The following is a 12202-nucleotide window of genomic DNA, read 5'->3' on the forward strand; positions in this document are numbered from 1 at the left end:
GCGTCCTCCAGCGCGAGCGTCGTCCCCGCGCCGGTCGAGTAGTGCGTGGTGTGGGCGGCGTCCCCGAGCAGCACCACGTTGCCGTGGTGCCAGGCGCGGTTGGTGAGCGTGCGGAAGGCCCGCCAGCGCACCGCGCCGCCGCCCTCGTCGCCGGCGATCAGCGGATGCCCGTCGAGCAGCTCCGCGAAGTGCCGCTCCAGCAGGGCCAATGCGGCGTCCGCGCCGAGCCGGTCCAGCCCGAGGCCCCGCCACGTCTCGGGCCCGCACTCGACGACGCAGGTGGAGCGGTCGCCGCTGAACCCGTAGCCGTAGGCCCAGATCCAGCCGTGCTCCGTCTCGGTGAAGGCGAAGCCGAACGCGTCGAGGACCTTGGTCGTGCCGAGCCACGCGTACCGGTTGCGGCCGGTGCGCACCTGAGGGCCGAAGCGCGGCGCGAGGCTCTGCCGGAGGCGGCTGCCGGCCCCGTCCGCGGCCACGACCAGGTCCGCGCCCCGCAGCAGGGGGCTGTCGGCGTCGGCGACCTCCTGCTCGTACACGAGGCGCACCCCCAGGGCGCGCGCCCGCTCGGCCAGCAGCGCGAGCAGCCGGTGGCGGCCGATGCCGAAGCCCTCGTCGCCGCGGTGCACCGTGCGGTGGCCGCGCACGAGCGCGACGCCGTCGCTCCACCGCACCGAGGCCGCCTCGACGGCCCGCGCGGACTCCGGGTCGCCGGCGCGGAGCCGCTCCAGCAGCCCGCCCCAGTAGGTCACGCCCCAGCCGTACGTGGAGCCCGCCGGGTCGCGTTCGACGACGGTGATGTCATGGGACGGGTCCTGCAGCTTCATCAGCACGGAGAAGTACAGCCCGGCGGGCCCCCCGCCGACACAGACGATCTTCATGTGCGGCCCTTCGGTAGCGCTGTGCGTCCGATTCGTCGCGCACGGTAGCATCTGCCCGCGCGATGTCGGTGAGGCGCGCTAGCGTGTGGGGAGTGGTGGTCGAGAACCCACATGGCATACAGAAGTGTGGATCATGAGCGTGACCAACGTGGACCTGGACGACGATGTACTCGCCGAGGCCGCGAGGCTCCTCGGTACGAAGACGAAGAAGGACACGATCAACACGGCGCTTCTGGAGGTGATAAGGCGCTACCGCAGGCGCGCCGCGTGGGAACGCGTCGGCGAACGTGCCGCCCGTGGCGACTTCGACCAGCTGCGCCGAGACTGGGAGGCCCGCAAGGCCGCGCAGCACGGGAGCAGTGAGACGTGATCACGTACCTCCTCGACACCAGCGCTTACGTTCACCTGACGGGTGATCCCGCCGCGCGGCGTCGATGGGACGCCGAGATCGAGACCGGCGCTGTCGGGATGTGCGAAGCCACCCGTACGGAGATTCTCTACAGCGCCACCGGCCTCACACACAGGGATGAGACCGACGAGGAGCTGGAAGAGCTCTTCGAGCCGGTGCGCGTCCCCAAGGACGCCTGGCGCTGGGCCGGCAGCGCCCAGTACAAGTTGACCCAGCGGGGGCAGCATCGCGCGGCGGGGGTGGTCGACCTGCTCCTGTGCGCCACGGCCGTGCACCACGGCCTGGTCGTCCTGCACCGCGACGACGACTTCGCCACGGTCTCCCGGGTCCTCAAGGACGTCGAGCAGGAGGACGTGCGGCGCCTCGACGGCTGAGGGCGCGGCGCGTCAGGCGCGCGGTGCGCAGCCCAGGACATGGGCCTTGACCAGGCTGCCGATCGCCGGGTCCCGGCGGCGGAACGCGTCCACCAGCTCCTGGTGCTCCTCCGCGTACTCCTTCTGGACCGTGCCCAGCCAGCGGATCGACAGCGCCGTGAACACCTCGATGCCGAGGCCCTCCCAGGTGTGCAGCAGGACCGCGTTGCGGGCCGCCCGCACCAGCTCCCGGTGGAACGCCACGGTGTGCCGCACCTGCGCCGTGCCGTCCCCCCGGGCGTCCGCCTCGTACAGCGCCGCCACGTGCGGCTCCAGCGCCGAGCAGTCGTCCGCCAGGCGCCCGGCCGCCAGCTCCGCCGCGATCTGCTCCAGGCCGGCCCGCACCGGGTACGACTCCTCCAGGTCCGCCGCCGTGAGGTTGCGGACCCGCACCCCCTTGTTGGGCGCCGACTCGATCAGCCGCAGCGACTCCAGCTCGCGCAGCGCCTCGCGGACGGGCGTCTGGCTCACCTGGAGCTCCGTCGCGATCCGCCGCTCCACGATCCGCTCGCCCGGCTTCCAGCGGCCGCTGACGATCCCCTCCACGATGTGCTCGCGGATCTGCTCGCGCAGCGAGTGCACGACGGGGGGCGGGGTGGTCATGGAGGGGACTCCTTCGCTGATGCCGGTGAGGCCATTATTCCGCCCTGGGTGACCGGCCGGTACGACGGCGCCCCCGCCCTGGGTGACCGGCCGGTACGACGGCGCCCCCGCCCTGGGTGACCGGCCGGTACGACGGCGCCCCCGCACCGGTCGAGTGCCGGGCGGGGGCGCCGAGTTGCCGTGCGCGAGGAGCGCGGTCCTACAGGCCGAGGTCGACCTCGAACTCGCCGGCCTCCAGGATCGCCTTGACCGCCGAGAGGTAGCGGGCGGCGTCCGCGCCGTCCACCAGGCGGTGGTCGTAGGACAGCGTCAGGTACGTCATGTGGCGCACGGCGATGGTCTCGCCGAGCTCCGGGTGGTCCACGACGACCGGGCGCTTGACCGTGGCGCCGATGCCCAGGATGGCGACCTGGTTCGGCGGCACGATGACCGTGTCGAACAGCGCGCCGCGCGAGCCGGTGTTGCTGATCGTGAAGGTCGCGCCGGACAGCTCGTCCGGGGTGATCTTGCTGGCCCGGACCTTGCCCGCCAGGTCGGCGGTGGCCTTGGCGATGCCCGCGATGTTGAGGTCGCCGGCGTTCTTGATGACCGGCGTCATCAGACCCTTCTCGGAGTCCACGGCGATGCCGATGCTCTCCGAGTCGAAGTACGTGATGGTGCCCTCGGCGTCGTTGATCCGGGCGTTGATGACCGGGTACGCCTTCAGCGCCTGGGCCGCCGCCTTGACGAAGAACGGCATCGGGGACAGCTTCACGCCCTCGCGGGCCGCGAACGCGTCCTTGGCGCGGGCGCGCAGCCGCATCAGCTTGGTGATGTCGACCTCGACGACGGAGGACAGCTGCGCCTGCTCGTGCAGCGCCTTCATCATGTTGTCGCCGATGACCTTGCGCATGCGGGTCATCTTGACGGTCTGGCCGCGCAGCGGGGAGACCTCCAGCGCCGGGGCCTTGGCGGCGGGCGCGGCCTGGGCGGCGGCCGGAGCCGGGGCGGCGGCGGACTTCGCGGCCTCGGCGGCGGCGAGGACGTCCTGCTTGCGGATGCGGCCGCCGACGCCGGTGCCCTTGACGCTGCCGAGGTCGACGCCGTGCTCCGAGGCGAGCTTGCGCACCAGCGGGGTCACGTACGCACCCTCGTCGGTGGCGCGGGCGGCGGCCGGGGCCTGGGCGGCCGGGGCGGGGGCCTGGGCGGGCGCCGGGGCCGGAGCGGCGGGGGCCGGCGCCTGAGCCGGGGCAGCCTGGGCCGGGGCGGCCTGGGCGGGCGCCGGGGCCTGGGCGGCCGGAGCGGCAGCCGGGGCCGGAGCCTCCTGGGCCGGGGCGGCCGGGGCCTCCTGGGCGGGGGCAGGGGCGGGGGCCGCGGGAGCCGGGGCGGCGGCCGGAGCCGCACCCGCGGCGCCGATGACGCCCAGCTTGGCGCCCACCTCCGCGGTCTCGTCCTCGCCCACCGTGATCTCCAGCAGCACACCGGAGGCGGGGGCGGGGATCTCGGTGTCGACCTTGTCGGTGGAGACCTCCAGCAGCGGCTCGTCGGCGTCGACGCTGTCGCCGACGGCCTTCAGCCAGCGGGTGACGGTGCCCTCGGTGACCGACTCGCCCAGCGCGGGCAGCGTGACGTCGGTGCCCTGGGCGCCGCCGGACGGGGCGGCCGGTGCCTCGGCGGCGGGCGCCGGGGCGGCCGCGGCCTCCTGGGCCGGGGCGGGGGCCGCCTCCTGGGCGGGGGCCTCCTGCGCCGGGGCGGGGGCGGCCTCCTGGGCGGGGGCCGGGGCCTCGGCGGGCGCGCCCGTGCCGTCGTCGATGACGGCGAGCTCGGCGCCGACCTCGACGGTCTCGTCCTCGGCGACCTTGATGTGGGACAGGACACCCGAGGCGGGGGCGGGGATCTCGGTGTCGACCTTGTCGGTGGAGACCTCGAGCAGCGGCTCGTCGGCCTCGACGCGCTCACCCTCGGCCTTCAGCCAGCGGGTGACGGTGCCCTCGGTGACGCTCTCGCCGAGCGCCGGCAGGGTTACGGAAACCGGCATGGTTTCACTAGCTCCTAACAGATCTGTGCGGTAAGTGGTCGCGCCCGGTGACTGGTGCGTCAGTCGTGGGAGTGGAGGGGCTTGCCGGCCAGCGCCAGGTGGGCCTCCCCGAGGGCCTCGTTCTGCGTCGGGTGCGCGTGGATGAGCTGGGCCACCTCGGCCGGCAGCGCCTCCCAGTTGTAGATGAGCTGCGCCTCGCCGACCTGCTCGCCCATGCGGTCACCGACCATGTGGACGCCGACCACGGCACCGTCCTTGACCTGGACGAGCTTGATCTCGCCCGCGGTCTTCAGGATCTTGCTCTTGCCGTTGCCCGCGAGGTTGTACTTCAGGGCGACGACCTTGTCCGCACCGTAGATCTCCTTGGCCTTGGCCTCGGTGATGCCCACGGAGGCGACCTCGGGGTGGCAGTACGTCACCCGGGGCACGCCGTCGTAGTCCACCGGGACCGGGTTCAGACCGGCCAGCCGCTCCGCCACCAGGATGCCCTCCGCGAAGCCGACGTGCGCGAGCTGCAGCGTCGGGACGAGGTCGCCCACCGCCGAGATCGTCGGCACGTTGGTGCGCATGTACTCGTCGACCAGGACGTAGCCGCGGTCCATGGCGACGCCCTGCTCCTCGTAGCCGAGGCCCGCGGAGACCGGGCCGCGGCCGATCGCGACCAGCAGCACCTCCGCCTCGAAGGTCTTGCCGTCCGCCAGGGTCACCTTCACACCGCTGTCGGTGTACTCGGCGCTCTGGAAGAAGGTGCCGAGGTTGAACTTGATGCCGCGCTTGCGGAACGCGCGCTCAAGAAGCTTGGAGCTGTTCTCGTCCTCGACCGGCACGAGGTGCTTGAGCCCCTCGATGATCGTGACGTCGGTGCCGAAGGACTTCCAGGCGGAGGCGAACTCGACGCCGATGACACCGCCGCCGAGGATGATCGCGGACTCCGGGACCCGGTCCAGGACCAGCGCGTGGTCCGAGGAGAGGATGCGGTTGCCGTCGATCTCCAGACCCGGCAGCGACTTCGGCACGGAGCCGGTGGCGAGCAGGACGTGGCGGCCCTCGATGCGCCGCCCGTCCACGTCGACGGAGGTGGGGGAGGACAGCCGGCCCTCGCCCTCGATGTAGGTCACCTTGCGGGAGGCGACCAGACCCTGCAGGCCCTTGTACAGGCCGCTGATCACGTCGTCCTTGTACGTGTGGACGCCCTTGATGTCGATGCCCTCGAACACGGCCTTGACACCGAACTGGTCCGCCTCGCGGGCCTGGTCGGCGACCTCACCGGCGTGGAGCAGGGCCTTGGTGGGGATGCAGCCGCGGTGCAGGCAGGTGCCGCCCAGCTTGTCCTTCTCGATGAGTGCGACGTCCAGGCCAAGCTGCGCGCCCCGCAGGGCCGCGGCATAGCCGCCACTACCACCGCCGAGGATCACTAGGTCGAAAACGGTGCTGGCGTCGTTCGCCACGTCACGTCCTCCATGCATGTGCGCCGGTCGCCGGTCCTCAGTGACCTGCGGCGGCTGGTGTTCGGCCGCTGTCGATGTTCGGCCCTGTGGTGGGGGCCCTGTCCTGCCGGTCACCCATCTTCGCACTAGTCGGCCCACGCCGGGACGCGGGGCCGGGTCCTGAGACGGAGGATGATCCACCACCCGAGGTGGGGGCGGCGTACGCACGTACGGATTTCGTCGAGAGCGAACGGGGCGCCCATGGCGAAGGCCCCGGACGGGTGACGTCCGGGGCCTCCGCCCACGCTGCGGCCCGTACGGGCGGCTCGGCCGCGGGCCCCGTGCTGCCGGCCTGTCGAACAGGCCGGCAGCCCTCCCCAGGGCGGTGTGCGTCAAGCCGTACGCGGTGCCGGTGCGGGGTCAGCCGAGGTCGCCCGCCGCGGTGCGCTCCGCCAGCCGCACGAGGGTCCGCACGGACGAGCCCGTGCCGCCCTTCGGGGTGTAGCCGAAGGGGCCGCCCTCGTTGAAGGCGGGGCCCGCGATGTCCAGGTGGGCCCAGGTGATCCCCTCGCCGACGAACTCCTTCAGGAACAGGCCGGCCACCAGGCCGCCGCCCATCCGCTCGCCCATGTTGGCGATGTCGGCGGTCGGCGAGTCCATGCCCTTGCGCAGGTCCGCCGGCAGCGGCATCGGCCACGACTGCTCGCCGACCTCCTCCGCGACCTCGTGGATCGCGGTGCGGTAGGCGTCGTCGTTCGCCATGATGCCGAAGGTGCGGCTGCCCAGCGCCACCATCATCGCGCCGGTGAGGGTGGCCACGTCCACGATCGCGTCCGGGTGCTCCTCGGAGGCGCGGGTGATCGCGTCGGCCAGGACCAGGCGGCCCTCGGCGTCGGTGTTCAGCACCTCGACCGTCTTGCCGCTGTACATGCGCAGCACGTCGCCGGGGCGGGTGGCCGAGCCGGACGGCATGTTCTCGGCGAGCGCCAGCCAGCCGGTGACGTTGACGGGCAGGCCGAGGCGGGCGGCCGCGACGACGGCGGCGAACACGGCGGCGGCGCCGCTCATGTCGCACTTCATCGTCTCGTTGTGGCCGGCCGGCTTCAGGGAGATGCCGCCGGAGTCGTACGTGATGCCCTTGCCGACCAGGGCGAGGGTCCGCTGCGCCTCCGGGTGCGTGTAGGCGATCCGGACCAGGCGCGGCGGGTTCTGGGAGCCGGCGCCGACGCCGAGGATGCCGCCGTAGCCGCCCTTGGCGAGCGCCTTCTCGTCGAGGACCTGCACCTTGAGGCCGTTCTCCTTGCCGGCCGCGGTGGCGACGGCGGCGAACGCCTCGGGAGTCAGGTCGTTCGGCGGGGTGTTGATGAGGTCGCGGGCCCGGTTGACCTCCTCGGCCAGCACGAGCGCGCGCTCGGCAGCCGCCTTGTACGCCTTGTCGCGGGGCTTGCCGCCGAGCAGCGCCACCTCCGCCAGGGGGCCCTTCGCGTCCTTGCCCCGGTCCTGGTACGCGGTGAAGGCGTACGCGCCGAGCAGCGCGCCCTCCGCGACGGCCTGCGCGTCCTCCGGGGAGTCGACGGGCAGCCCGAACGCGGCCTTCTTCGTGCCGTGCAGGGCGCGGGCGGCCGCACCGGCGGCGCGGCGCAGCGTCTCCCGCGGGAACGCCGCGTCCTTCTCGGGCACCTGGCCGAGGCCGACGGCCAGCACGAGCGGGGCCTTCACGCCGTCCGGGGAGGGCAGCTTGACGACCTCACCCTCGGCACCTGACGCACCGAGGGTCTCCAGGACGGTGGCGAGCTTTCCGTCGAACGCCGCGTCCACGGCCTCGGCGCCGGGCGCGGCGACGAGCCCCTTCCCGCCGTCGGCGGGCTTGGCGACACCGACGACGAGGGCGTCCGCGCGCAGCGTCGCAGCCCCGGCGGTGCTGAGAGTGAGAGCAGTCACGGTGGTGAGATCTCGCTTCCGTTGAGTCATATGAGCGGTCGAGGGGTGGGCCGACCGTGCCCGCCGCATCGTAGACGGGCTTGCCAGGGCGTCACGGGGCGGCCCGGATGGAGCAGGGCTGAGCCTACGCGTGCCCGTCCGACTCGTTCAGGGGGCCGGATGTTCACTCTTCCGCGGTGTCTGCTTCATGCCGGACGGATAGGCCCCGCGCGGCCCCGGCCGGGGCCGCGCGCTCCTCGCCGTGCCGGGCGCGCGGCCGGCGCTCCGGCGGAGGAGTGCCCGGCCGGCCGGCAGGCGGGCTAACCGAGCGTCAGCGCGACCAGCGCCGCCGTCGCCGCGGTCTCCGCGACCGCGCCGAACACGTCCCCGGTCACCCCGCCGAACCGGCGCACGCAGCGGCGCAGCAGCACCTCCGCCGCGACCAGCGCCACCAGGGCGGCCAGCACGTGCCGCACCGCGTCGTACGCCCCCGGCAGCGCGGCACCGGCCGCCGCGCACCCGGCGAGCACCACCGCGGCGGCCGTGAGCGCGGCCCGCGGCGGGACGGTGCCCGCGACCACCGCGCCGAGCCCTTCCGGCCGCGCCGCGGGGACCGCGGTACGGGAGGCCAGGGTGAGCGCCAGCCGGGCGGCGGTGCCCGCGAGCACCGCGGCGACCGCGCCGCGCGCCCACCCCTGCCCGTACAGCTCGTACAGCGCGGCGACCTGGGCGAGCAGGCACAGCACCAGGGTGAGGACCCCGAACGGGCCGATGTCGGACTGCTTCATGATGCGCAGCGCGTCCTCGGCGGGCCTGCCGCTGCCCAGTCCGTCGGCGGTGTCCGCGAGGCCGTCCAGGTGCAGGCCCCGGGTCAGCAGCGCCGGCACCGCGACCGCCGCGACGGCGGCGAGCAGCGGCCCCGCACCGAGCACCAGCAGCAGCCCGCCGGCGGCCGCCGCGCACAGGCCCACCACCAGCCCCGCGACGGGGGCGCACAGCATTCCGGCCCGGGCGGCCTCCCGGTCCCAGCGGGCGACGCGCGCGGGCAGCACCGTGAGGGTGCCGAAGGCGAAACGCAGGCCGTGGAGGCGCGCGGGGGCGGGGGAAGTCGTCACCGCGCGCACAGTAGTCGCTGTCACCCGCCGCCCTCCGCCGGTAAATTGCGCGTACTGCCGCAAAAGGGACGGAGGTGGCATGGGTCACTGGTTCACCCGGAACATCGTGGAGCCCGGGAAGCTGCCGCTGCTGATCGCGCTCGCCTCCTTCCTCCTCACGTTCTTCGCCACCCGGACCGTCACCCGCATGATCCGCGCCGGCCGGGGCCCCTTCAGGAACATCAGCACCGGCAGCGGCGTGCACATCCACCACGTCGTGCCCGGCGTCGTCCTCACCCTCGTGGGCGGCTTCGGCGGGGTCGCCGCCGACCACCGCGGGGCGGCCGCGACGGCCTGCGCCGTGCTGTTCGGCATCGGCGCCGGACTGGTCCTCGACGAGTTCGCGCTGATCCTCCACCTCGACGACGTCTACTGGACCGAGCAGGGCCGCCAGAGCGTGGAGGCGGTCGTGCTGACCGCCGCCCTGCTCCTGCTCGTCCTGGCGGGCTTCTCCCCGCTGGGCGTGGACGAACTGACACCGGAGGAGCGGCAGAACCGCGCCGGTCTCGTCCTGACGCTCGCCGTGAACTTCGTCTTCGTGGCCGTCGCGTTCCTGAAAGGGAAGTTCCGGCTCGCGGTCATCGGGGTGCTGGTGCCGTTCGTGGCGCTGTTCGCCGCCGTACGGCTCGCCCGCCCCGGGTCGCCGTGGTCGCGCCGCGCCTACCGCCGCCGCCCCCGCGCCCGCGCAAGGGCGGGGCTGCGGGCCTACCGCCACGACCGCCGGTGGACGCGCCTCACCCGCCGTTTCCAGGACCTGATCGGCGGGACTCCCGACTGACGCGGGGCCCGTCGCCCGCGGCGGTGCCTGCCCCGGCCGAGGCCGCGGGCCCAGTTGCCGCCCCGGCCGAGGCCGCGGAGCCAGCCGCCGCCCCGGCCGCGGACCGTCGGCGCCACCACGCCGCCACCGCGTACGCCGCCGCCACGCCCGCGATCGCGGCGAGGTGCTCCTTGCCGGCCAGGTTCGGCTTGACGACCACCTCCACCACCATCGCCGCGACCACCAGCCACGCGGTGAGCCGCGCCCGGTGACGCCAGCAGACGTACACGGCCAGTCCGACCACCGCCGCGGACGGGCCGGTGTCCACCACCCGCGCGTCCGACGCGGGGAGCCCCACCGGGCCCAGCAGGCCGTCCGGGCCCAGCGCGACACCGACGCGGGCGTACAGCGTGCCCGCCAGCGTCGCCGCGTAGGCGACGAGCAGCGTCCGCCGCCGGCCCAGGCAGACCTCGGCGATGCCGAACACCACCAGGATCTGCGCCAGCGCGCCCCATACCGGCAGGTCCAGCGCGGGCACGAACAGCGACAGCGGCGTCCGGACCAGCGCGAGCCACAGGGGCTCCTCCGCCCGCACCGCCCCGACGGCCTGCACCGGGGCGTAGCCCCACGGCTGGTTCTGCACCCATTGGAGGAGCGACGTCAGGCACACCGCGGCCAGCGTCAGCGGGACCGCCCGCCACCCGCGTGCCGCGAGCCCCGCGCGCACCCTCCCGAACAGCGGCCCCCACTCGCGCAGGGCGAAGCCCCGCACGGCCGGCCCCGCGCCCCGCAGCGCACCGGCGCCCCTCTCGAACAGCATGAACCGCGGCTCCCACGTCGGTCGGTACGTCCCGCGGCCCGGCACGGCGACTCGCGACCGGGCGCACGCTCGAAGACCGACCGGGACAGCGCCGAGTTCAGCGCCCCGCGCGTGATCCGCGTCTCCCCGCCCTTCAGCCGCCGGGAAGCGGGCCCGGCGAGGGCGGCCGGGCCGCCGGCTCGGGGCGCGCGGCCGCGTCCCGTCCCTCCGAGGGCGCTCCCAGGCCCCGGCCGGGGCCGTGCGCCGACGGCAGCCGGGGGCGCCGGGCACCTGGCGGGAGGTGCGGCCCGTACGCGGTCCGGGCGGTCGTGTCGGGGAGCGGCCTCTGCGGCACGCCGGGCGGTCGCCGTATCGGGACGGGCCCCTGCGGGTGCTCCGCGCGCCGGGACGCGGCAGGCGCTGCGAGGGTCGCAGCGGGGGAGGCCCCGTCCGTGCAGCCGGCTCCGCGGGCTCCCGCGTACCGCCTACCCGCGCGCGCCCCGGAGGCCGTCAGCCCGCTGCGTCCTCCTCCGGTGCGCCGTCCTCCCGGGGCGCGCCGGGACGCTCCGGCAGTTCCGCCGCGAGCGCCGCGGCGGCCTGGACGAGCGGCAGCGCGAGCAGCGCACCGGCCCCCTCGCCGACGGTGACGCCGTGGTCCAGCAGCGGGACGAGGGCCATCCTGTCCAGCGCCTTCGCCTGCGCGGGCTCGCCGCCCACCTGACCCGCCAGCCACCAGTCCGGCGCCCGGAACGCGGCCCGCTGCCCCACCAGGGCGCACGCCGCCGACACGACGCCGTCCAGGACCACCGGCATCCGCCGCACCGCCGCCTGCAGCAGGAACCCGGTCATCGCCGCGATGTCGGCCCCGCCCACGGCGGCCAGCAGCTCCATCTGGTCGCCCAGCACCGGACGGGCCCGGCGCAGCGCGTCGCGGATCGCCGCGCACTTGCGCATCCACGCCAGGTCGTCGATGCCCGCCCCGCCCCGGCCGGTCACCACCGACGCGTCGGTCCCGCACAGCGCGGCGACGAGGGTGGCCGCGACCGTCGTGCCGCCCACGCTCAGGTCGCCCAGCACCACCAGGTCGGTCCCCGAGTCGGCCTCCTCGTCGGCGACCGCCATCCCGAGCCGCACGGCCCGCTCCGTCTCCTCCGCCGTGAGGGCGTCCTCGACGTCGATGCGCCCGCTGCCCCGGCACACCCGGTACCGCACCACGTCCTTCGGCAGCAGCTCCGGATCGCAGTCGAGGCCCGCGTCGACGACCCGCACCGGGACCCCCGCCCGCCGTGCCAGCACGGCGACCGGGCTCGACCCGTCCAGGACGTCCCGCACCAGCCGGTACGCCGTTCCCGCGGGGCGCCCTGAGACGCCCAGCTCCGCCACCCCGTGGTCGCCGGCGAACAGGACGACCCGCGGCCGCTCCACCGGTCTGACCGGTACGGCCCCCTGGGCGGCGGCCAGCCACTCGCCCAGCTCGTCCAGGCGACCGAGCGCACCGGGGCGCACGGCCAGCCGCTCCCTCCGTTCCTCGGCGTCCCGGCGGACCGTGCTGTCGGGCCGCTCGATGAGGTCGGAGAAGTCGTCGAGATTCAGGCTGCTGCTCATTCGCGGAACAGTACCGGGCACGCACCGGCGCGGGCATGGCCGCAGGTCCGCCGCTGCCTGGACGCGGTCAGGCGCGGTCAGTTGCCCGGACAGCGACCGCCCGCCGCCCGCCGCCCCGGCCGTACGCGCCCCTCCGCCCGCCGGCCGTACGCGCCCCTCCGCCCGCGCAGCGAACGCCGCTTACGCCCGGCGCACCTCCCGCACCTTTCGGCCCCACCCG

General features: G+C 74.9%; 11 protein-coding genes. 3 read left to right on the forward strand and 8 right to left on the reverse strand.

Going from position 1 to position 12202, the window contains the following annotated elements:
• Window positions 1-878: FAD-dependent monooxygenase (locus L6E17_RS12815; RefSeq protein ID WP_236240913.1), on the reverse strand; the 878-nt coding region annotated here is incomplete at its 3' end.
• 133 nt (window positions 879-1011) lie between these two features.
• Between L6E17_RS12815 and L6E17_RS12820 the strand changes: the two genes are divergently transcribed.
• Entirely contained in the window at window positions 1012-1248 is a 237-nt protein-coding gene (locus L6E17_RS12820; RefSeq protein WP_236240914.1) for a type II toxin-antitoxin system VapB family antitoxin, read from the forward strand.
• Entirely contained in the window at window positions 1245-1661 is a 417-nt protein-coding gene (locus L6E17_RS12825; RefSeq protein ID WP_236240915.1) for a PIN domain-containing protein, read from the forward strand. Before L6E17_RS12820 ends, L6E17_RS12825 begins: the two co-directional genes overlap by 4 nt.
• Window positions 1662-1673: 12 nt before the next feature.
• Here L6E17_RS12825 and L6E17_RS12830 read toward each other — a convergent pair whose 3' ends face one another.
• From L6E17_RS12830 to L6E17_RS12850, 5 genes are all read right to left on the reverse strand, one after another.
• Window positions 1674-2303, reverse strand: a complete 630-nt coding sequence (locus L6E17_RS12830; protein WP_236240916.1) for a GntR family transcriptional regulator — start codon at window positions 2301-2303, stop codon at window positions 1674-1676.
• Window positions 2304-2502: 199 nt separating this feature from the next.
• Window positions 2503-4320, reverse strand: coding sequence for a 2-oxoglutarate dehydrogenase, E2 component, dihydrolipoamide succinyltransferase (gene sucB / locus L6E17_RS12835; RefSeq protein WP_236240917.1), 1818 nt, complete (start codon window positions 4318-4320; stop codon window positions 2503-2505).
• Between the two features lie 59 nt (window positions 4321-4379).
• The gene (gene lpdA, locus L6E17_RS12840) at window positions 4380-5768 is read right to left on the reverse strand and encodes a dihydrolipoyl dehydrogenase (RefSeq protein WP_236240918.1); all 1389 of its coding nucleotides are present in this window, start codon (window positions 5766-5768) and stop codon (window positions 4380-4382) included.
• Between the two features lie 399 nt (window positions 5769-6167).
• The gene (locus L6E17_RS12845; RefSeq protein WP_236240919.1) at window positions 6168-7688 is read right to left on the reverse strand and encodes a leucyl aminopeptidase; all 1521 of its coding nucleotides are present in this window, start codon (window positions 7686-7688) and stop codon (window positions 6168-6170) included.
• A gap of 299 nt (window positions 7689-7987) precedes the next feature.
• Window positions 7988-8791, reverse strand: a complete 804-nt coding sequence (locus tag L6E17_RS12850) for an adenosylcobinamide-GDP ribazoletransferase (protein WP_236241335.1) — start codon at window positions 8789-8791, stop codon at window positions 7988-7990.
• A gap of 70 nt (window positions 8792-8861) precedes the next feature.
• Between L6E17_RS12850 and L6E17_RS12855 the strand changes: the two genes are divergently transcribed.
• Complete coding sequence (locus L6E17_RS12855; protein ID WP_236240920.1) at window positions 8862-9599, forward strand: hypothetical protein; 738 nt, start codon at window positions 8862-8864, stop codon at window positions 9597-9599.
• Here the strand turns inward: L6E17_RS12855 and L6E17_RS12860 are convergent.
• Together L6E17_RS12860 and cobT are read right to left on the reverse strand one after the other, a co-directional pair.
• Complete coding sequence (locus L6E17_RS12860) at window positions 9556-10398, reverse strand: hypothetical protein (RefSeq protein WP_236240921.1); 843 nt, start codon at window positions 10396-10398, stop codon at window positions 9556-9558. The two genes, L6E17_RS12855 and L6E17_RS12860, sit on opposite strands and share 44 nt — an antisense overlap.
• Before the next feature lie 489 nt (window positions 10399-10887).
• Window positions 10888-11970 carry a nicotinate-nucleotide--dimethylbenzimidazole phosphoribosyltransferase gene (cobT, locus tag L6E17_RS12865; RefSeq protein ID WP_236241336.1) on the reverse strand — a complete coding sequence of 361 codons (1083 nt, stop codon included), beginning with the start codon at window positions 11968-11970 and terminating at the stop codon, window positions 10888-10890.
• Between the last annotated feature and the right edge of the window lie 232 nt (window positions 11971-12202).

The organism is Streptomyces sp. CC228A (assembly GCF_021390935.1).
Taxonomy (GTDB): Bacteria; Actinomycetota; Actinomycetes; order Streptomycetales; family Streptomycetaceae; genus Streptomyces.

Excerpts from the sequence above, each read along its gene's own strand:
- L6E17_RS12855 (WP_236240920.1), top strand. The coding sequence starts at position 8,862 with ATGGGTCACTGGTTCACCCGGAACATCGTGGAGCCCGGGAAGCTGCCG.
- sucB (WP_236240917.1), bottom strand. The coding sequence starts at position 4,320 with ATGCCGGTTTCCGTAACCCTGCCGGCGCTCGGCGAGAGCGTCACCGAG.
- L6E17_RS12820 (WP_236240914.1), top strand. The coding sequence starts at position 1,012 with ATGAGCGTGACCAACGTGGACCTGGACGACGATGTACTCGCCGAGGCC.
- L6E17_RS12860 (WP_236240921.1), bottom strand. The coding sequence starts at position 10,398 with ATGCTGTTCGAGAGGGGCGCCGGTGCGCTGCGGGGCGCGGGGCCGGCC.
- L6E17_RS12830 (WP_236240916.1), bottom strand. The coding sequence starts at position 2,303 with ATGACCACCCCGCCCCCCGTCGTGCACTCGCTGCGCGAGCAGATCCGC.